This window comes from Sphingomonas aurea (assembly GCF_030678875.1).
Lineage (GTDB): Bacteria > Pseudomonadota > Alphaproteobacteria > Sphingomonadales > Sphingomonadaceae > Sphingomonas > Sphingomonas aurea.
This window is the reverse complement of the sequence record NZ_JAUUDS010000001.1, coordinates 1,103,735-1,123,148: the sequence shown is the minus strand read 5'-3', so window position 1 is coordinate 1,123,148 and position 19,414 is coordinate 1,103,735. Positions and strand designations below refer to the sequence as shown.

Annotated in this window: 17 protein-coding genes; 12 read left to right on the top strand and 5 right to left on the bottom strand. The window is 66.5% G+C overall.

What is annotated here, in order from left to right:
- Window positions 1-14: 14 nt before the first annotated feature.
- Window positions 15-704 carry a DUF2490 domain-containing protein gene (locus Q5H91_RS05735; protein WP_305172251.1) on the bottom strand — a complete coding sequence of 230 codons (690 nt, stop codon included), beginning with the start codon at window positions 702-704 and terminating at the stop codon, window positions 15-17.
- A 413-nt stretch (window positions 705-1,117) separates the two neighbouring features.
- Here Q5H91_RS05735 and Q5H91_RS05730 point away from each other — a divergent pair, with 413 nt between their 5' ends.
- From Q5H91_RS05730 to Q5H91_RS05720, 3 genes are read left to right on the top strand one after another with little or no spacing between them, the layout of a single operon-like run.
- Entirely contained in the window at window positions 1,118-1,381 is a 264-nt protein-coding gene (locus tag Q5H91_RS05730; RefSeq protein ID WP_305172250.1) for a hypothetical protein, read from the top strand.
- 15 nt (window positions 1,382-1,396) lie between these two features.
- The gene (locus tag Q5H91_RS05725) at window positions 1,397-2,623 is read left to right on the top strand and encodes an acyltransferase family protein (RefSeq protein ID WP_305172249.1); all 1,227 of its coding nucleotides are present in this window, start codon (window positions 1,397-1,399) and stop codon (window positions 2,621-2,623) included.
- A 19-nt stretch (window positions 2,624-2,642) separates the two neighbouring features.
- Window positions 2,643-3,719 carry an acyltransferase family protein gene (locus Q5H91_RS05720; RefSeq protein WP_305172248.1) on the top strand — a complete coding sequence of 359 codons (1,077 nt, stop codon included), beginning with the start codon at window positions 2,643-2,645 and terminating at the stop codon, window positions 3,717-3,719.
- Between the two features lie 28 nt (window positions 3,720-3,747).
- On the opposite strand, the gene Q5H91_RS05715 is transcribed toward Q5H91_RS05720, so the two are convergent.
- From Q5H91_RS05715 to Q5H91_RS05705, 3 genes are all read right to left on the bottom strand, one after another.
- Complete coding sequence (locus tag Q5H91_RS05715) at window positions 3,748-4,953, bottom strand: glycosyltransferase family 4 protein (protein ID WP_305172247.1); 1,206 nt, start codon at window positions 4,951-4,953, stop codon at window positions 3,748-3,750.
- A 173-nt stretch (window positions 4,954-5,126) separates the two neighbouring features.
- Window positions 5,127-6,365 (bottom strand): glycosyltransferase family 4 protein, encoded by a 1,239-nt coding sequence (locus Q5H91_RS05710; protein WP_305172246.1) that lies wholly within the window; start codon window positions 6,363-6,365, stop codon window positions 5,127-5,129.
- Window positions 6,366-6,449: 84 nt separating this feature from the next.
- Window positions 6,450-7,718 (bottom strand): lipopolysaccharide biosynthesis protein, encoded by a 1,269-nt coding sequence (locus Q5H91_RS05705; RefSeq protein ID WP_305172245.1) that lies wholly within the window; start codon window positions 7,716-7,718, stop codon window positions 6,450-6,452.
- A 414-nt stretch (window positions 7,719-8,132) separates the two neighbouring features.
- Between Q5H91_RS05705 and Q5H91_RS05700 the strand changes: the two genes are divergently transcribed.
- Window positions 8,133-9,242: a glycosyltransferase gene (locus Q5H91_RS05700; protein WP_305172243.1), complete on the top strand. Its 1,110-nt coding sequence runs from the start codon at window positions 8,133-8,135 to the stop codon at window positions 9,240-9,242.
- 10 nt (window positions 9,243-9,252) lie between these two features.
- Here Q5H91_RS05700 and Q5H91_RS05695 read toward each other — a convergent pair whose 3' ends face one another.
- On the bottom strand, window positions 9,253-10,461 hold the full coding sequence (locus Q5H91_RS05695) for a hypothetical protein (RefSeq protein ID WP_305172242.1): 1,209 nt from the start codon (window positions 10,459-10,461) through the stop codon (window positions 9,253-9,255).
- A 175-nt stretch (window positions 10,462-10,636) separates the two neighbouring features.
- Here Q5H91_RS05695 and Q5H91_RS05690 point away from each other — a divergent pair, with 175 nt between their 5' ends.
- The 8 genes from Q5H91_RS05690 to Q5H91_RS05655 all read left to right on the top strand — a co-directional run bounded on the left by Q5H91_RS05690 (window position 10,637) and on the right by Q5H91_RS05655 (window position 19,010).
- Entirely contained in the window at window positions 10,637-10,999 is a 363-nt protein-coding gene (locus Q5H91_RS05690; protein ID WP_305172241.1) for a hypothetical protein, read from the top strand.
- A gap of 197 nt (window positions 11,000-11,196) precedes the next feature.
- Window positions 11,197-12,399: a hypothetical protein gene (locus Q5H91_RS05685; RefSeq protein ID WP_305172240.1), complete on the top strand. Its 1,203-nt coding sequence runs from the start codon at window positions 11,197-11,199 to the stop codon at window positions 12,397-12,399.
- Window positions 12,396-13,454, top strand: a complete 1,059-nt coding sequence (locus tag Q5H91_RS05680; protein ID WP_305172239.1) for an acyltransferase family protein — start codon at window positions 12,396-12,398, stop codon at window positions 13,452-13,454. The genes Q5H91_RS05685 and Q5H91_RS05680 overlap by 4 nt, the downstream gene beginning before the upstream one ends.
- On the top strand, window positions 13,451-14,632 hold the full coding sequence (locus Q5H91_RS05675; protein ID WP_305172238.1) for an outer membrane beta-barrel protein: 1,182 nt from the start codon (window positions 13,451-13,453) through the stop codon (window positions 14,630-14,632). Before Q5H91_RS05680 ends, Q5H91_RS05675 begins: the two co-directional genes overlap by 4 nt.
- Entirely contained in the window at window positions 14,629-15,444 is an 816-nt protein-coding gene (locus tag Q5H91_RS05670) for a polysaccharide biosynthesis/export family protein (RefSeq protein ID WP_305172237.1), read from the top strand. The genes Q5H91_RS05675 and Q5H91_RS05670 overlap by 4 nt, the downstream gene beginning before the upstream one ends.
- 40 nt (window positions 15,445-15,484) lie before the next feature.
- The gene (locus Q5H91_RS05665; RefSeq protein WP_305172405.1) at window positions 15,485-16,858 is read left to right on the top strand and encodes an ATP-binding protein; all 1,374 of its coding nucleotides are present in this window, start codon (window positions 15,485-15,487) and stop codon (window positions 16,856-16,858) included.
- Entirely contained in the window at window positions 16,855-18,186 is a 1,332-nt protein-coding gene (locus tag Q5H91_RS05660) for a GumC family protein (protein WP_305172236.1), read from the top strand. The genes Q5H91_RS05665 and Q5H91_RS05660 overlap by 4 nt, the downstream gene beginning before the upstream one ends.
- The gene (locus Q5H91_RS05655) at window positions 18,186-19,010 is read left to right on the top strand and encodes a hypothetical protein (RefSeq protein ID WP_305172235.1); all 825 of its coding nucleotides are present in this window, start codon (window positions 18,186-18,188) and stop codon (window positions 19,008-19,010) included. Before Q5H91_RS05660 ends, Q5H91_RS05655 begins: the two co-directional genes overlap by 1 nt.
- The last annotated feature ends 404 nt before the right edge of the window (window positions 19,011-19,414 follow it).

Sequence of the window (19,414 nt, the reverse complement as noted above, 5' to 3'; positions counted from 1 at the left end):
AGACCGCAGAGCAGTCAGTCGTGCAGGATTGGCCCGATCGCGTTGATCGTCAGCTGCAGGCTTAGCGCATGCTCCATCTGTGGCCGCGCACCGGCCAGGGCGAAGCGATATTGATTTAGATAGCCGATATCCAGCAGCGCCTTGCGCGAGAATAGCGGCACGACCACCCCCGCCATGTTGCGCATCCGCTCATAGCCGGCATGCTGACCCCAAGCGGTGCTGTTGGGGATGAAGAAGCTCTCATGGCTCGCGAACAGCGCGAACCCTCGCGATCCGAGCGCATAATTGTAGCGAGCGAGCGGACGAATGCGGAAACCGACTTCGTGCCCGCCCGGATTGAACCGCTCGTCCACCCGCAATCGTCCGATCAGCGGGCCATGGGTCAGCACCACCTGCTGGCGCAGGCGATCCTCATGCACGGCGGCCCTGCTCGCGCTGAACAGGCCGACCCTGCGATAGCCAAAGCCGAACTCGACCCCCTTCGCCAGCTTCGTGCCGAGCAGGGCGCCGAACTCCGTCTGGCTGATCCCGTCTGCCCGATCCCCCCACCGCGCGATCTCCTCCAAAGTGACGCGCACATCGGGGGTCAGCGGCACGTTGAGATTGACCTGCTCCCAGAACTGCTCGTCCTCAACCTGCGCAGACGCCGGTGCCGCTGCGAGGAGGAGGGGCAGACAGGTCAGATATAGTCGGCGCGCCATCATCCCCATCTCCTTCGATGTCCTCCCTGGCATGGGAAGGGAAACACAGCCAGTCTGCTCCGATCCTGCCGAGCCGAACGTTCACCAACAGGCAGATCGCCGGCCGTTCCGCGATGTGCAGCGTTCGGACAAGACATGGTAGGGATCATCAACTCTCCAGCGGAATTTTCCACCAATTACATATTATCCTGCGTTTTCTCCTAAAAGCAAAGGACGGGGTGATTTGTCATTTGTCAGATCGCGATCGGCTAGGCGGCAGCCATGCCTAAAAGAATAGCGATTTGATTAGTGCTAAATCGCGTGCATATCGAATCCTAATCTGGTGATGACCGGCCGGAGTACCATGAATACTCTGTTGACCTTCGTTGCGAATAGGTTAATGGCGTTTCAGGTATTTGCATCGCCGGGGGGCGTTTATGGAAAAGTTGGACGCATATTTTATGCGGCTTGTTGAGCGGCGCCGCCGCGGCCGCATTTTGCTGGCCGTTGGACTTACGGGATTTCTACTGATTTCCCTGATTGTTGCGGTGTTGGGAATTCTGCTGTTGCCGGTACGCGCGGTGTGGTCGATTTTAAAAGCGGGTTGGGCGATCGTCTCGAAGGCCAGCGACCGGAGTGACGGCCATCGCATCGGATACTGCGACGTCCAGCATCCGTCCGGATCGTGCCAGCCGAGCTGAAGCGCTTCCGGAGCGATGCAGGTTTGCACCTCCGCACTGAGCCGATCTGCCCCGCTACGCCATGCGACCGCCGATAATCGGGCAGTCCGTGAGAAGCATAACGATCCACGACGGGATGCATCGTTCCTCCCGACCCCGGCTTCGGAATTTCTTTTGAGCATCATCGGGGACGCAGCCCACCGTCGGATATTCCATACGCTCGACGGACTGCGCGGCGTGGCCGCGCTTGCCGTGGTCGTCTTGCACACCAGCGTCATGCTGGCGCCGATCGATCTTGGCAGTTCCTATCTGGCCGTCGATCTGTTCTTCATGATGAGCGGTATCGTCATCGCCCACTCCTACGACCACCGCCTGGCCGCTGACTTGTCGGCGCGACGGTTCACCGCGATCCGGCTGATCCGGTTGCTGCCGCTTTATTTTGTCGGCTTTTTGGGGGCGACACTGGTCCAGATTCTGGCGCAGGCGACCGGCACGTCGCATTGGGATCCGGCCGACCTCGCGATCGCCTGGGTCAGTATGGCGTTTATGCTGCCGCACATCGGGGGTGGACCTGTGGTCGGTCTTTACCCGCTGAATGTCCCCGCCTGGTCGTTGGCGTGGGAGATTGTGAGCAACGTCGTATATGCGCTGCTCTTCAAATGGTGGACGCCGAAGGTCCTCGCCGTAGGCATCGCCGTTGCGGCGGTCGCGCTGGTGGCGGTGGCGGTCTGGTACGGAGATCTCGACCGCGGTTCCCAATGGGCGGGATGGATCGGCGGGCCCGTGCGCGTCGGGTTCGGCTTTACCGTCGGTGTATGGATCGAGCGTCGGCGCGCGCAAGGTCGCCTGATCCGGATCAGCGTGCCGCCCGTCCTGCTCCTGGCGTTGCTGCTGGTCGTGCTCGCGGTGCCGGCTGCATGGGGCTGGCCGAAGGACGTGGCGATCGTCCTCCTGATCTTCCCGCTGATGTGCGTGGCCGCGATCCAGTCCGAGGGGAGGGGCGTGCGCCTGTTCGCGTTCCTCGGCCTGATCTCCTACCCCCTGTACGTCACGCATGCGGCATTCCGCTATGAACGGATGCTGCCGCAATTCTGGCATGGCGCGGAAAGCGCGGCGCCGTTCAGCGGGATCGCCCTCATCACCGTGATGGTCGCCGTCGCCTGGATACTCGCGCGGTTCGTAGACGTGCCGGTCCGGCAGTGGCTCACCCGGCGATGGCTGGGAGGAGCAGGCCCGCGCCCGGCCCAGGCATCCGCCGGCTGACGGCGTTCACCGTTCCTGCATGGCTACAGCCTATGCCGCGGGCATGATCGCCGGCCGTCCGCATCTTCATGGCCTCACCTGGCTACGCGCGGCCGCGGCATTGCTGGTGCTGGCCTATCATGTCGAGCTGACGCTGGCGCTGCCGAAATATCTCGCGCATCCGGTGCTCCCGGCATTCCGCTGGGGCCAGGCGGGCGTCCAGATCTTCTTCGTCCTCAGCGGCTTCGTCATCCTCTATGCCCATCATCACGAGCCCCAGCGCGACGCCGCGGCGATCCGGGGCTTCGCCGTCAAGCGGTTCCGGACGATATATCCGCCCCTGTGGATCGTGCTCGCCATCGTCGTCGCGCTGACGCTCGCGATCGCCGGCTTGCGGCACTGGACCGCGATCGACGTCGTCGCGGCGTTTCTCGTCATTCCCTTTCCTCGCGACCTGCTGCTGTCGGTCGAATGGACGCTGCGGCACGAGGTGTTCTTCTATCTGCTGTTCGCCGGCTTTCTCTGGAATCGACGGATCGGCGGGACGATCCTGCTGCTATGGGGCGGCGCCAGTCTGATCGCCGCCGCGACGATGCCGCTGGCTTGGCCGTTCGATTTCGTGCTCAACGCCAATCACATCCTGTTCCTGTTCGGCATGGCGGTGGCCCGGCTGCATCTGAACGGGGTGGCGCATGGACGGCGCAGCGCGATCGTCGTGGCGATACTGCTGTTCCTGTGGCTGTTCGCGCGCGATCCGGGCCCGGTCGCCCAGATCCGGGTGTTCGAGACGCTCGCGTTCGGGACCGCGGCGGCGCTGCTGATCCATGGCCTTTGCGCACCGCCACGCTGGAACCGGCGCATGCCCTGGGTGGAGGCATGCGGCGCGGCGTCGTACAGCCTCTACCTCATCCACTATCCGCTCGTGTCGCTGCTCAGTCGGCTCGCGGTGGCGGTGGATCGGCTCTACCCGGTGCCGGCTCTCGTCTATTTCGTCGGGATGGTCGTGATCTGCCAGATTGCGGCGATCCTGTTTCACCGGTGGCTCACCGTGCCGGCGATGGCGGCGGCGGGGCGCCTGACCGACCGGGTCTATGTTCCGGCTTCGGCGACGCGTTAACGGATCACCGACGCTCCGGTCCGAGGGCTCACGCCGACCTGCGACCCCGCACCGAGTCATAGACCGACCGATACTCGTCGATCAGATCACGCAGTCGACGTCGATCCGGCTGCCGCCGTATCAGCGCGTCGCGCGCCGCCTTCACCTCTGCCGGTGCGGCGATCAGCCGTTTCAGCACCGCGGCAGGGGCATCGGCACGCGGCGCGGCGACCCAGCCGGTCACCCCGTCCTCGATGCTCTCGGGAATGCCGCCCATCGCGGTCCCCAGCACGGGGCAGCCCGAGGCCAGCGCGTCGATCAGCGTCAGGCCCGCCGGCTCGTCCCAGATGGAGGGGACGACCGTCACATGGACGCTGGCGTAGAAATCGGCGGGATCGACGAAGCCGACAAAGGTAAGGTCCGCATCGGGCGCCAGTCGTCTCAGCCGCTCCTGATCCTCGGCCGTCGCCCGCCCGGCCAGGCGAAGGCCGATGCGCCCGGGCGGTAGTTGCGCCACCGCCTCCACCAGAAGGTCGATCCCCTTCTCCTCGGTGAAGCGGCCGATATAGCCGATCTGCAACCGGCCATCGAAAGGGAGTTCCGGGACGACGCCCAGCGTATCGCGCGCGATATTGTGGATCACATGCGTCGCGGTGTCGGACGCGAAGAGGCCGCTGTCCTGATGGATTTCCAGCGTTTTGCGGCTGACGCTGGTGACGGCGTCGACGTCACGCGTGCGCCGTCGCCGCGTGTGCGTGAGGGCCGCGCAGGCACCGCAGGGATGGTCGCAGGCATGGCCGCCGCGGAAGCGCGAACAGCGCGGGCAGATCAGGTAATAGTCGTGCAGCGTATGGACGACCGGAATCCCGAGTCCCCGCGCCACTCGCCAGATATCGGGGCTCAACCCGTTGAGCGTATGGCTATGCAGCACATCCGGCTGGAAATCGGCGAGGATCTCTCGCGTCCCGGCAGGCGCCCGGCCGCGATCGTCGATTGCATGCCACGCCAGCCGCGCCGCCGGACCGCGCTTGTCCTGGAACGGCGGAAAGATGTTCCGGATCGGCAGGAAATGGACCGTGACGCCATTCGCGGATTCCACGGCCCTGTTGCCGTCGACGGCGGCCCGCAACACGATCACCTCGCAGCCGGACTCGACCAGCCCCTCGGCCAGTTGGCGGGCGAAAACCTCCGCGCCGCCCAGGACCTGCGGTTGCAGCGGGGTGGGATAGATGGCGTTGCAAAGGGCGATGCGCATAGGTCTGCAGGCTCTTGATAAGGGAAGACCGGCACGAAGCCGCCGGAGCATGACGACGCAGGATGACTATCGATAGCCGGGACGGGGCTGTCGACCTGACGCGACATGCCGATCCCGCCCCAGACGGACGCAGGCTGGAACCTCGCGTCGGGCGTGCGTGGCGACCGCGGCCATCATCGGGCAACAGGCTCACATTCCCGTCGCGAGCGGACATCGGCATACACGGCCAGCAGCGCGGCGACATGCGCGTCGCGCGTGGGCGGCGATTGCCAGAAGCGGCGATAGCCCTCCGAACCCAGCGTTGCGGCACGGGTGCCCGTGAGGTCGCGGAGGACTTCGGCGAGGGCGGTTGCATCGGGGTGGCGGAGATGGATCCCGTCCACGTCGTCAATGATTTGATCGGCGGCCGCCCCCCAGCTGCCGACGATGACCGGCACGCCGCGGGCCTGGGCCTCCAGCGGAACGAGCGGCTGGCATTCGTACCACAGGCTGCTGAAGACGACGGCGCGGGCGCGATCGATCCAGTCCATCACCTGTGCCGGGGTCTGCCAGCCGGTGATGACGGCCTGCGGGTTGATGCGGGCGATCGTGTCGCGCTCCTCGCCCTCGCCGACGAAGATGGCGGGAACGCCCGCCTGCTGCGCCGCCTCTGCGAACAGGGCGCAGCCCTTTTCCTTGCTCAGCCGGCCGATGAGGATGAAGGCATCGTTGGTCGCGACGGGCGCTGGCGGACGCCGTTCGGCGTCGACCGGATTGCCGACATGATGCAGGCGCGCGCCGTGCAGATAGGGCTGCATCACGCGCCGCTGCGTGGGCGAGATGGAGATGATGTCCGTCAGCCCGCGCGGCATGTTGCCGGGGCCGTTGATCGCGATCTGGCGCGCGATCCGCCACGCCTTGAATGCGGCGCGCCGCGAGTCGCAGTTGGTCGACAGGCAGGACAGGCCCAGCGGACGGCGGGTGCAGATGCGATTGTCCGGATAGTGGAAGAAGCCGCCATTGGGACAGGCCAGCGCATATTCGTGCATGGTCAGGACGACGGGGATCGGCTGGCGCGTCAGCACCGCGCCGATCGCGCCGGAGAGCAGCTTGGCGAAGCCGTGGCAGTGGACGATCGTGTCGGCCGCGTCGAACGCACGCAGCACATCGCGCAGCCGGTGTGCGGCGGTCCGGTTCCACACGCCCTGCGCCATGGCCTGAAGTCGGGATGGGTTCGAGCCGATGTCGCTCTGGCCCAGGCATTCCACCCGGACGCCCGCCGTGGTCAGTTCCTCGGCGACCGGGCCGGACCCGGCGAAGAACACGACATTGAGACCCGCTGCCGCCAGGCCGACCGCGCTCTGGATCGCGACCTTTGCCTGTCCGCCGTTGATCGCGGCGTGGTCGTTGATGACGATGACGTTGCGCAGCATGACGATCCGATCGGACAGGGTATGGCGTTCAGTCGCCTGCGCGACGGGCGACACAGAGAGGCGCGCGGTGCAGGGCGACGCCGGTCATCGCCTGCCTTCCGATAGATCTCCGGCGCGCGCGCGGGCCAGCGGGGACAGTGCATGGCCGAGCAGCGCGATACGGGCGGCGAAAAGGATCAGCGCGGTCGCCAGCGAAGCCAGCGCGGCGCCCTGCAATCCAAACGCCAGAATGCCCGTCGCCGTCGCGGCGACCGACACGATGACACCGGCCAGGTTGACCACCGCGTAATGCCCGTCCCGTTCGCGGCTGGCGATGGCGAGATTGAGGAGGTCCGATCCGGCGCGCACGACGGCTGCGGCCAGTAACAGCAGCAGGATGCCGTGGTTGCGGACGAGTTCGGTCATCTTCAGCCGATCGACCGCGACGATGCCGATGACGTAGATCCCCGCCGCCAGAATGCTGGCGACGCCAAGGACGCGCAGCATCTCTCGCCGAACCTGCTCTCCCCAGCCGGCCGACCCGGGCGCGCGGGCGTGCCGGACGAGTGTGGGAAGCGCGGTCTGGACGATCGCGGTCTGGATCAGCGTCTGCAGCGCATTGGCCAGCGACCAGTAGAAGGTGTAGACGCCCGTCGCGGCGAGGCCCAGCATCGAGCCGACGATATAGCGATCGAGATAGATGAGGCCGACGAGGCCGATATCGCTGAGATAGATGAACCAGGCGCCGCGCAGCCGCCGGCCGACCCATTCCCGGTCGACAGGCGCGTCCATCAGGCGACCCAGCGGCCATCGCCGAACGAAATAGGCCAGCAGGCCGAGCCAGAGCAGATGTCCGCCGATCCAGGCGAAGAACACCGCCTCCAGCGAGCGTGCCGCCTCCAGCCAGATCGCGCAGACGACCAGCGGCACGATCCACAGCGCGGTGCGCACGAACAGGAGAATGTTCGCTTGCAGCGCCATCTCCAGCCCGAGCATCGGCAGGTGGATGTCGATCGTCAGCGCTTCCAGCCATATCAATGCGATGATCGACAGCGTCAGCGGCGTGAGCGGCAGGCCGACCAGCGGCGCCGCAGCGACGGTGACCAGCGTCGCGACCGTCATCGTCGCCAGCGTGACGAGCAGCCGGTCACGAATACGGAGCATCGCCGTGTCCACCGGCAAGCCGACGACTTCGCGCATCACGAAATAGTTGAGTCCCCAGCCGAGGATCGCGGGGACCATGCCGATCGCGCCGAGCGCCAGGCCATAGATGCCAGCGGCTTCATAGCCGAGCATCTTGACGACCCAGAAGGACAGGCCGAACCGCAGCCCGAGCGTCGCGCCGCGCAGCCCGATATTCGCAAACTGGATCATGGCGCCGTTCGGCATCGTGACTTCGCAATGCAGAGCCGGCCATCGCTACGTTTCAATGTTGTTCCCCCGCGGCCCTGTCGCTCGTCCCCCCGCCGCTGGAGCGCCGTGGAGCCGTATCGACGAATATGCAAACCCACATGAGGGGTCGGCAATGCGCGGGTGAGGCGAAGCATGCTGCAAGTAACGTCATGGCAGATCACGCATTAGGATAAATCGGCGGTCAAAATGCGACAATGTTCATAAGTAACTGAAAACCGGTGATGTCATTTAGTGGTCAATTGTACCGTTTATGGACCAAAGAAAAGACTACCGCGTGTAGTACTTACATGACACTATTGGTTCATGGTTGGTAGCAGGGGATTGCGGCCACCGTTTGACATGAATCAATATATCTAGGTTCACGGGGTGATGGCAATGCGCGTGATGCATGTGTGCGACAGCATCATTGGCGGGACGGGCAGCTATCTTACCGAGTTGCTTCTGGAACAGCATCGCAGCACGCCAGATATCGAGTTGATGCTGCTGATGCCCGCCGAGCATCTGTCGTATCTCGATGAGCGCTTCGCGGATAGTGGCATCGCAATCAAGACCTTCCGTCGTGCGGGGCGGACGCGTGGCATGGTCATGCTTCTGCTATGCTATCTTCGCCATCTGATCGGGTGGAAGCCCCAGATCGTCCATGCCCATTCCTTCGGGGCCGGCGTCGTCACGCGGATCGTACCTGGCCGGTGGGCCGGACTTATCTATTGCCCGCATGGCTGGTCGTTCAACATGACCCTGCCGACCTTGATCCAGCGAACATTGTCGCTGCTGGAGTGGATATTGGCCTGGCGATCGGATGCGCTGGTGCTGATCTCTCGGCACGACTATGACAGCGGCCGCGAGTACGGGATTCCGGCGCGAAAGATGCGACTGGTCCTGAGCGGGATCGAGGCGCGCGCGCCGGTGGGGCCCACAGCGGCGTGGCAGGACCCGCGGGTCAAGCTGCTGTTCGTCGGCCGGTTCGACCGCCAGAAGGGGCTCGACGTGCTGCTGCGCGCGATGGAGCCGGCGCGGCACCATGCCTGCCTGCGTGTTATCGGTGCGCCCGTCGTCGGCGAGGGCGGCGACCTGCCGATGCCGCGCGACTATCTCGAGCCGATCGGATGGCAGGACCGCGAGGGTGTCTTCGCGCATATGCGCGCCGCCGATGCCGTCGTGGTGCCGTCGCGCTGGGAGGGGTTCGGGCTGGTCGCCATCGAGGCGATGCGCCTGGGCAAGGCGGTGATCGCGTCGAATGTCGGCGGATTGGCCGAGACGCTGGGTAACGGCAAATACGGCCATGTCTTTCCGCCCGGCGACGACGCGGCGCTGGCCCGGACGATCCTGTCGCTGACGCCGGCACAACTCGCCGAGACGGGCCGCATCGGCCGCGAACGCTTCGCGGCCGCCTATACCAGCGACCGGATGGCCCAGCAGATCACCGACATCTACCGCGCCATCCTGTCCTCCGATCCGGCGGATCGCGTTCAGGTCGCCGAGTAGACGGCGGGGATCAGCGCGGCAGCAGGCCCGCCGCGGCCAGGGCCTGGCGTTCGCTCGCGGGCAGCGGACCGCCGGCGAAGGCGGTCAGGATCGACATCGACAGCTTGGGCTGGCCATAGGCGGTCATCAGGCCGAAGCGGTTTTCCGGCGCAGGCTTTTCGGGCTCGTCCCACATTTCATAGGCGACGACCGCCTCGATGGTCAGTTCCCGCTGATCGCGAAAGAATTGCAGCGTATTGCGAAAGCTGCGGAAACCCTTCTGCGTCAGGGCGTCCGTCGGCGAATTGGCGTATTCGTCGTGATAGATCTCGGCGGCGTTGACCTCTCCGATGATGACCGGGCGCTTGTAGGTCGCGAGCTTCTTGAACAGGTTATAGGCCGGCAGCGGCGGTGCGCGGTACAAGGCGCGCGGGTCGGCGCCCTCCCAGTTGTAATAGTGATAGTCGATCACCTCGAACTTCACGCCCTGCGCGATCATGAAATCGAGGAAGCCGAAATTGCTGCTGGTGGTGTTCAGGACGCGCCGCGTCGTGGCGCCGCCCGGACGCTGGCGGATCACGTCGATGGCATCCGACATGCCGCGCAGCACCGCCGCCCAGTCATACATCAGTGGCTTGTCGAACTCGGCATCGGTCCAGCCGCGATCGAACAGCGGAAAGCCGTCGTCCCCGGCCGCGAGCAGATTGATCTCGTTGCCGAGTTCCCAATCGATCGGCTCGCCCCGGAACTGGTCGACAAAGGCCAGGGTGCGATCATAGCCCTGGCTGTACAGCGCCGCGCGATCGGCGGCGGGGTAGCGGCCGGCATCGGTGCGATCCTGCCACGCAAAGCCGGTCTGCAGCACGACCACGAGGCGTCCGCCGCATTGCCTGACCAGGGTCAGGATACGGCGCAGGCGAGAGGCGGCATAGGGCTCGGTATCCGCCGTTACCGGCACGTCGACGCGATACACCTGCAACTTGCGCTTGCAGAACGTCTCGAACGTCGGTGCGTCGAGATCGAAGCTGCGCTTGATCGGGTGATCGTTGACGCCGTACCGGATCGCGTCCGTCGCAGCGATGGACACGCCGTTGGTGGTCGTGTCGGTCACCTGGCCATCCTGCACCGCGATATAGGACAGGTCCGCCGCCGGCCCACCGCCTCCGGCCGAACAGGCGGTGGTGAAGGCGAGGGCTAGTGCGGCCACACCGCATCCGAAGGTCTTTAGGCGCGTCGTCATTGGTTTTCCCTTCGCGACGAATGCAGCGGTCGCGTCGTGGCCGGCATGAGACGGCAATGAGGAGGCCGATCGGCCCGTTGCCTCCGCCACCATCGTCAGGCCGACCGCAGTCGAGTTCCGCAATGTCGGCGATTGGCGAACATTTTCTTAAACGGAAGGTGGGTACGGAAGGGGTATGAACCTTGCGGATTGCTATCACAGCCTGATCGAAGCGATCATCGATGCGGCGGGATGCAGCGATAAGACGCTTCATGTGCTTGTAGGAACTGCATCTTTTCTGTTCCTGGCGATGATCGGTCCGAATCGCGGCCGATTGCCATTCGCCGCTGCCGGTCTTTTTGTGCTAGAAATGATGAACGAAAGTCTTGATTTCGTCCATGCCGGCGCGCTCAATCCAGGCGATACCTTTGGCGATGTCATGGCAACCTTCGCCGTACCTGTGCTGATCTGGATCATTACCTATCCGACCGGCAATCATTACGGATGGCGCCGCGGCGCACGGGCGAGTATCGGCGGCCTGTCGCGGCCACATGGCTGAGGCGGTTCGGGGCGGGGGCGGGCTGGCGAGTGATGGCGGGGGGTGCGGTCGGTTGCGACCATGATGTCTCTGCGCGCCCTGTCGTGTCGCATCGGGCCGGTTCGAGCCGTGCCGGATCGAACCGTGTTGGATCGAGCAGGGCCGGATCGTGGCCGGCGCTGAGCTGGGATGCGCTGGGTCCCGCGCTTGCCTGCCTGTTGTTCGCGCGCGATGTGATCGCAGCGCCGCTGCGCTTCTATCTGGATCAGGTACATCTTGGCGTCGTCTGGCTGGTGCCGGACGTGCTCGCGCTGGCGGGGTTCGCCCTGTTTCTTCGCGTGCTGATCCTGCGGTTGCGTGCGCCGCTCGCCATCCTGATCCTCGCGCAGTTCGTGGTCGGGCTGGCGATCGGCATCGTCTTCATGTCGTCGGGTGCGCTGGCGATCTTCTCGTCGATCAAGCTCTTCCTGCCGTTCGCGATCGGTTTTGCGATGGCGGGCCGGTCGATGATGGACATGGCCTGGGTGCGACGGTCGCTGATGGCGCTGTTGCTGATCTCCGTATCCGGTCTGCTGATCGCGCCCCATGTCGATTTTCCCTGGGTCGGTGCCGAGCTGGAGATGCTGGGCAAGACGCTGGTCGCGAACCTGCAATGGTGGTCGGACGACGGAACACCGCGTTATGGCGGATTCGCGAGCGACAGCACGTCGGCGGCGTTCAACTGCATCTTCCTGTTCTTCCTGCTGGCGGACCATGCGCCGCGACGGCTGATGCTGGCGCTGATCCCCGCCATCTCGCTCGCGCTCTATTATTCGAACAGCAAGACAGCGATGGGGCTGTGGGCGCTCTATCTTCTGTATCGCGGCGCCCTGCTGGCGCGGGCGCCGGAGACGCGGCTGCGCTGGACGCGGCTGCTCGCCCGCTGGTCGTTCGTCTGCGTGCCGCTGCCCGTCATCCTGGTCGTGTTGCTCTCCGGCGTCGACCTTTCCGCGATCTCCCCCAAATTGTTCAGCGCGCAGGACCGGATCAGCAACACCTGGATGGCGCCCTTCGCCTGGCTGCGGGACAACGATCCGATCCTGCTGCTGACGGGCTGCGGCTATGGCTGTTTCGGCTATCCGATGCTGAACACCGAAAAGGCGGGGATCATCGTCCCGCTGGATAATTTCTACCTGACCGGCTTCGTCATGTCGGGGGTGTCCTATCTGTTCGTCGTGATCGCCATGTTCTTCGGCGGCACCCGGTCGGGCGATCCGATCAAGCTGCAGCTGATCTGGCTGTTCAACGTCTATACCGTGTCGCTGCAATGCTATGGCCCCGGCGGCAGCAGCTTCCTGATCGCCTATGCCTTCAGCGATGCGTTCCTGCCGTATCAGGCGAGCTGGCGGCGGCGGATCGCGCCGGCGCGGGCCGTCGCATGATCGCGAACCTCCAGCTCCTGCGCGCCTTGGCGGCGATGCTGGTCGTCCTCTTCCACGCGCGGGAGATTGCGCCCGACGTGGCGGAGTATCCGCTGTTCCGCGGGGGCATGTGCGGGGTCGACATCTTCTTCGTCCTGAGCGGTTTCGTGATGGTCTACACGACCGAACGTCCCGATCAGGCGCGACGGTTCCTGCTGCGGCGGATGTTGCGCGTGGCGCCGCCCTATTACCTCATCGTACTGGTCGCGGCGCTGCTGTGGATGCTGTCGCCGGGCCTGTTCCGCTCGACCGTGATCGATCCGGAGTCGCTGACGAAGACGCTGGCGTTCGTGCCCTATGTGAAGAGCGATGCGCGTATCTATCCGATCCTGTTCGTCGGCTGGACGCTGAACTACGAGATGTTCTTCTACGCGGTGTTCGCGGTCGCGATGCTGGTATCGCACCGTTACCGGGCGATGGTGGCGGGGATCGCGATCGCCGTGCTGACCCTGGGAGAACTGGCGGTCAGCGGCCTGGAATATGGCCCGGTCGCCTATGTCCTGACCCGCTCGATCATGCTCGACTTCGTGCTGGGAATGGCGGTTGGGCGCGGGCATGGGGCGATCGTCCGCCTGGCCGGGCGGACGGGGGGCTGGCCGTTCGGCCTGCTCTTCGCCGCGGGCGCCGGCCTGCTGGCGCTGGCGGCGACGGCGGACTGGCCGGCCGCGGCGATCGTGCCGGATACGAGCGGCTTCTTCCGCTTCGGTCTGTTCGCGGCGATGATGGTCGCAGGGGTCGTGGGGCTGGACGCGGCAGGCCATCGCATCCGCAATCGCCTGGCGTTGCAGGTCGGCGATGCCAGCTATGCACTATACCTCCTCCATCCCTTCGTCGTGATCCTGGGCGTAAAGGTCGCAGACCGGCTGGACCTGTCCCTGCCGACCCGGCTGGGCGTGATCGTGGCGGCGATGGCGATCGCGACGGGCCTTGCCATCCTGTTCCATCGCCGGGTGGAGCGGCCGATGGTCGCGGCGCTCAACCGTTGGTTCGTCCCGCGCCCGCAGGCGGCGGCATGACGATGTCCGCCCGTTGCCTCTGCCTGATCCTGTCCGCCGCGCTGTGTCCTGCGGGGCAGGCGGGTGCGCAGACGCTGGAACTGACCCCTCCGACGCCCGGCGCCGCGCCCTGGCGCATCGGTGCCTCGATCGAGACGGTCTATGACGACAACATCCTGCGCATCGACAGCGATGCCGGCCGACCCACGGCCGACCTGATCCTGCGCCCGGGTGCCGCCGGCCGGTATGTCCGCGCGGTCGGCCGGCATGAGCTGACCGTCGAGGCGGCCGCCGATTACGGCTATTACACCGGCAACCCGGATCGCAGCCGGCTGCGCGCGCGTGCCGCCACGGCGCCGCTTCTCCGCATCGGCGGCATCGAGATGACCCCGGTCGCCAAGATCGGTGTGGAAGATGCCGATTACGGCGACATCAACGCGGCGCTGACCAACCGGCGAACGACCGCGACGCTGGGCACCGGCTTGCGCTGGGCGCGCGAGGTCGGCTTCTACCCGCTCGCCGAAGTGGCGCGCGACGTGACGCGCAACAACGCGCCGTTCGGCTTCGCCGACCAGCGATCGACCTTGTACCGTGGCGGCATCGGCTATGTCCGCCCGTCGCTGGGACGGGCGGTCGCCTATTATGCGCGCGTCGAGAGTCGGCGCCCGGCGGTGGGGATCGTCAATCGAACCGACCGCGCGGGACTCGGCTTCTCCCGGTCGGTGGTATCGCACCTGTCGATCGATGCCGATCTGCATTACCTGCACGTCGACAGCAGCGGCGCGCGGCTGGCGCCGTTCAGCGGGCTTGGCTGGGACGGTGCGCTGACGGTCCGGCCGGGCGAGCGGCTGGCCGTGCAGCTGGGCACCAGCCGGCGGATCATCAACGATGCGCTGATCCCGTCCGGCTATGCGATCTCGTCCGAATATCGGGTGAAGCTGCGCTGGCGGGTGCAGGACCGTTTCCGCCTGGAAACGGGAGCGGAGCTGGCGGATCGCACCTTCCGCCAGGACCAGCAGGTCATCGCCAGCCCGATCGGCGCCGACCGCTATGTGCTGCTGTCCGGCGGCGCCCGCCGGACGCTGCAGCGCGGACTGGGGATCGCGGCCAACGTGCAGTATGTGCGCCGCACGACCGATAGCGGCGTCAACGCCTTTCACGCCACCATGGCCACACTTGGGATGTCAGTGGAGTTATGAAGCAGCAGCTTGCCAAGGCGATGCGGTCGCCCCGTCGGTCGATCCTGCGATCCGCGATCGCATGGGCGATGGCGTCGATCGCGGTGGTGGCGCCCGCGACGCTGCCGGCCCAAGCCGCAGTCGAGGGCGAGAATTACCGCATCGGCGTCGGCGACGAGCTGGAGATCGCGGTGTTCGGCCAGCCCGAGATGTCGGGCAAGGTGCGCGTGCGCACGGACGGCACGATCGGACTGGCGTTTCTCGATGCGGTCAAGGTGATCGACCGGACGCCGGCCGACATCGCCGCGGAACTGTCGCGCCGGTACGTCGCGGGCGGTTACCTGAAGAATCCCTCGGTCAATGTCGATGTCGTGACCTATGCGGGGCGGACGGTGACCGTGCTGGGCGCGGTGGCCAAGCCGGGGCTGTACCCGCTCGACCGACCCTATACCGTGGCGGAGGTCGTCGCGAAGGCGGGTGGTACAAGGGCGGACGGCGCCAACGCCGTGATGCTGACCCATGAGGGGCGTACCACGCGCATCTCGCTCTACGACATGGCGGGCGCCGCCGCGCAGCACCTGCGGCCGGGAGACAGCCTGTTCGTACCTGCCGAGGAGCAGGTCTTCGTCTATGGCTTCGTCAACAAGCCGGGCGGCTTCGCCTTTCAGCCCGGCATGACGGTGCGGCAGGCGCTGGCGGTGGCGGGCGGCCCCACGCTGGCGGGGTCGACGCGGCGGTTGAAGGTCAGTCGCGAGGGGCAGGAGATCCGCGTGGCGCTGGACGAGGGTCTGCGCCCCGGCGACGTGCTGCGCATCGGCGAGAAGGCGTTCTGATGCCGGGGCACGGGTTGGCATCGCTGGTGGCGCCGTGACCATGTTGTCGCGCTGGGCGGCGCGGGTCGGCGGCTTCTTCGCGCCGCGCCCGTCGAAACGGGCGAGCCTGCCGGTCGTTGCCGGACAGGTCCGTGCGACGGCCGGCGGAACGCAGTCGGTTGCGGGAGTCGGGGCGCGTCGGGACGACACGCCGCCTCCCGTCCCACCGACGCCGGTCGCGCCGCCGCTGCCGCGACGCCAGCGTGTCTATGCCGGGTTCGATGCGAACATGCCGGTTGCGGACCGCACCGGCATGGCCGGGCGGACGCGCGAATTGCAGCGGCTGGAGCAGGCGGTCTTCGACCAGCGCCTGCACGCGCTGATCTGCGGCACCCGCGGATCGGGCAAGACATCGCTGGCGCGCGTTTTCGGCGAGATCGCCGATGAGCGTGGCTGCCTGGTCCTGTACGATATCGCCAGCGGCGACATGGCGTTCGATGCGCTATGCCGTGGCTTCCTGGAGGATCTGGTGCGCGAACGCGCGGGGCGGCCGGGGGCGGCGGCGATCGCCGACCTGCTCGCCCCGGAAACGGATGGCCGCCGGATCGCGACGGTGCTGGCCGAGCATCTCGACCAGACGGTGGTGATCCTGATCGACGAGTTCGACCGCATCACGTCGCAGGAGACGAAGACTGAATTCGCCAGCCTGTTGAAACTGCTGTCGGATCTGCGCGCGAACGTGCGTTTCGTCATCGCCGGGATCGCGGCCGATCTGCACGACCTGATCGAGGGGCATCTGTCGCTCCGCCGGCACCTGGCGGTCGTCCGCACCGGGCGGATCGAGGCGCATGATCTCGATACGTTGCTCGCCGCCTGTGCGGCCGGCGCCGGGATGCAGGTCGCGCCCGCTGCCGCCGACCTGATCGTCCGTACGACGCTGGGTTCGCCCTATCACCTTCGCCTGTTCGGGCTGCACGCGGCGCTGGCGGCGCTGAACGGCGGATCGCGGGTGATCGGGCCGGAGGAGGTCGCGACGGGGCTGGCCGACGCGTTCGAGCAGTGGCGCGAACTGACCACGCTGCCGACCGCCGTCGCGGCGCGGCTGCAGGGTACGACACCGACGATGACGATCGGCCTCTGCGCGATCCTCGTCATCGCTGCGCATCATGGCTGGTTCGATCGCGGCGAGGTCGTAGCGACGGTGGCCGATATTCTGGGGGACCGCCGCGCGGATGCCGACACGCAGACCGACGCGGCACTGGGCGAACTGGACGGCTTGCTGACGCGCGCCGCGGACGGGCGCCTGCGGTTCCGCGACACGCTGGCGCCGCAATTCCTGCTGCTGCTGATCCAGGGTGTCGTCACCCTGCCATCCCCGGCGCCGCGGATCGATCCGCGCGACGTCTCGTCCCTCCATATCAAAGGCATCGCGTGACCAGCCTGTCCGATATCCTCGCCGTCCTGCGTTCGCGCATACGGCTCGTCGCGACCATCAGCGGGCTCACCATGCTGCTGGTCCTGGCGCTCGCGCTGGTCCAGCCGCGCGCCTATACGGCCGGCGCCTCGCTGATCGTCACGCCGCGCACCGATGAGGCGTTCGCCAATCCCCAGGCAATCGAGGCGATCATCGGCACGCAGATCGACATCCTGCGCAGCGATGCGGTGCTGCGCGAGGTGATCCGCCGCGATCCCGCCTTCCGCCGGGCCGGTGATCAGCAGGGTGGGACGCAAACGGCGCTCCAGGATCTGCGCCGCCAGTTCGTCGCGGCGGCCGAGAAAGGCAGCAACGTCATCAAGCTGTCCTACACGGCTCGATCGCCGGTGGATGCCGCGCGCGTGCTGAACCTGATCGGCGACATCTATCTGGAGACGCAGGGCGATCTGAAAACGACGGCGGCACAGCGCGAACAGGCGTTCTTCGCCAAGCGCACGCAGGAAGCGCGGACCCGGCTGGAAGCGGCGCAACGCGCCCTGACCGAGGCGCAGCAGCGATCCGGCATGGTCGGTACGACCCGGATGGATCTGGATGCCCAGCGGATGAGCAATCTGTCGAGCGAGCTCGTCCGCGCCCAGGCGGATGCCGCGCAGGCGTCTAGCCGCGCGGGATCGAGCCGCGATCCCTCCGTTGCGCAGTCCGAAATCGTCCAGAACCTGGAACGCGACCTCAGCCAGCAGGCGAGCAAGGTCGCGCAGCTGGCGCGCGACCTCGGCCCCAATCACCCGACGATGAAGGCGGCGGAGGCGCAGCTCGCCTCGCTGCGCGCATCACTGGCGTCGGCGCGAGCGTCGCAGACCAACGCGCTGGGTTCGGCCAGCCGCTCGGCCGGGCGCCGTGTCGCGGAGATCCAGGGGGAACTGGCGCAGCAGCAGGGGCGATTGCTGCAATCGGCGGACGTGCAGGACCGGATCAATGTGCTGCAGCGCGACGTCGACGCCGCGCGCGACGGCTATGACGCGGTGCGCAAGCGGCTGAACCAGGTCGATCTGCAAAGCCGCAGCGCGCAGGCCGATGCCACGCGGCTCGACCGGGCGACGCCGCCGCGGCGCGCTTCAGCGCCCTCGCTCGTGGCATGGGGCCTCGCGGCGCTGGTACTGGGGGCGATGGTGGGGCCGATGACCGCGCTCGTCCTCGAACTCTATCGCCCGCGTGTCCGCTCCACGGCCGGAACCGCACGGGCTCTGCAGATGGACGTGATCGTCGACATGACCCAGCCACGCATGCTGACGCAAAGCAGCCAGCGGCTGCTGGGATCGGGCGCCTGATGCGCTTCCGCAGCAAACGGGCGGGCGGGCAGCAACCGCAGGACGCCGACACGCAGCTCGCGGCGCAGCTGGTGCGGCTGGGCGGCCTGGATGCGCGCCAGGTTGAGTCGGTCCGCGATCTGATGGCGACCGACCAGCTGGATTTCGCCGCCGCGGCGTTGCGGCTGGGGGTGGCCGACCGGCCGGCCATCGAGGCGGCGCGCGCGTCGGGAGAGCAGTATCTGGCCCCCGGTGACGATCGCGTCGACGCCGCCTTGATCGCCGCGTTCACGGCGAACGACAGCTATCTGGACGGCATCCGCGTGATCCGCGCCCGACTGTTGCAGCGAGCCGCCACCGCGTCGGATCGGATCGCCGGCTTCGCGATCATCGCATTCGATATGGACGACGACCTTGCAGTGCTGGGCGGCAATCTCGCCATCCTAATGGCGCGAAGCGGATCGAACACGCTGTTGATCGACCTTGACGGCGATCGAGCGAGCGCCATCGATCTTTTCGCCGATGCTCCCGCGGCAGGACATTGCGGGTCGGTCGAGGCGATCCCCGGCCTGTCGCTGCTACGCCTCAGCGCGGATCGCCTGCGCGATGACACCCGCTCCATCGTGGAACTGTCGAGCGACTGGCCTGCCGATGGTGGCCGGCTGCTCGCATTGCTGCATCACGATGCCGATCGTTCCGCCATCGCGACCGCCTCCCTGTTGCGGGACATGCAGGGTGTCGTTCTGCTGCTGCGGCGCGACGTCACCGAATATGCCGCCGTACGCGCGCAGATCGACGCCCTGGATGCGAGTGGCGTGACAATCGAAGGGTGCGTTATCTTGTGAAGGGCCTCCGTCGAACCAAACGCACCTGCCGGTAGAGGAGGGCAGGGTAGCGCAGCCTGCATGCCCACTCCCGCAGGCGGCCTCGCCGTTCCGCTACGTCAACTCGTTGCCCAGTTGATACGGCTGGTGGTGCTGAAAAAGCTACCCTCGCAGCGCGACGACACTGCTCTACGAGCGCAGCTTCGCGCCGTTCAAGACCACGGGTGCGATCCAGGCGCGCTTCCGCGACCTGATGGCTATAAAGGAGGTGCGCGAGGTCCACGTGGAGCTGGTCGCCCGCGAGATGGTGCAGCACTATGACAAGCGCGCTCGCGCTCTGATTACCGCCTGCGGTGCGGTCGCTCGGGTCGTCGGGGGTACTATCGCTTCGATAGCGGGGGTACGCACCCCGATGAAGACCGCGC

Coding starts and splice junctions, on each gene's coding strand:
- Q5H91_RS05695 (WP_305172242.1), bottom strand. CDS start 10,461: ATGACGACGCGCCTAAAGACCTTCGGATGCGGTGTGGCCGCACTAGCC.
- Q5H91_RS05670 (WP_305172237.1), top strand. CDS start 14,629: ATGAAGCAGCAGCTTGCCAAGGCGATGCGGTCGCCCCGTCGGTCGATC.
- Q5H91_RS05675 (WP_305172238.1), top strand. CDS start 13,451: ATGACGATGTCCGCCCGTTGCCTCTGCCTGATCCTGTCCGCCGCGCTG.
- Q5H91_RS05735 (WP_305172251.1), bottom strand. CDS start 704: ATGATGGCGCGCCGACTATATCTGACCTGTCTGCCCCTCCTCCTCGCA.
- Q5H91_RS05720 (WP_305172248.1), top strand. CDS start 2,643: ATGGCTACAGCCTATGCCGCGGGCATGATCGCCGGCCGTCCGCATCTT.
- Q5H91_RS05705 (WP_305172245.1), bottom strand. CDS start 7,718: ATGATCCAGTTTGCGAATATCGGGCTGCGCGGCGCGACGCTCGGGCTG.
- Q5H91_RS05725 (WP_305172249.1), top strand. CDS start 1,397: ATGCAGGTTTGCACCTCCGCACTGAGCCGATCTGCCCCGCTACGCCAT.
- Q5H91_RS05655 (WP_305172235.1), top strand. CDS start 18,186: ATGCGCTTCCGCAGCAAACGGGCGGGCGGGCAGCAACCGCAGGACGCC.
- Q5H91_RS05715 (WP_305172247.1), bottom strand. CDS start 4,953: ATGCGCATCGCCCTTTGCAACGCCATCTATCCCACCCCGCTGCAACCG.
- Q5H91_RS05730 (WP_305172250.1), top strand. CDS start 1,118: ATGGAAAAGTTGGACGCATATTTTATGCGGCTTGTTGAGCGGCGCCGC.
- Q5H91_RS05690 (WP_305172241.1), top strand. CDS start 10,637: ATGAACCTTGCGGATTGCTATCACAGCCTGATCGAAGCGATCATCGAT.
- Q5H91_RS05700 (WP_305172243.1), top strand. CDS start 8,133: ATGCGCGTGATGCATGTGTGCGACAGCATCATTGGCGGGACGGGCAGC.
- Q5H91_RS05680 (WP_305172239.1), top strand. CDS start 12,396: ATGATCGCGAACCTCCAGCTCCTGCGCGCCTTGGCGGCGATGCTGGTC.
- Q5H91_RS05665 (WP_305172405.1), top strand. CDS start 15,485: ATGTTGTCGCGCTGGGCGGCGCGGGTCGGCGGCTTCTTCGCGCCGCGC.
- Q5H91_RS05710 (WP_305172246.1), bottom strand. CDS start 6,365: ATGCTGCGCAACGTCATCGTCATCAACGACCACGCCGCGATCAACGGC.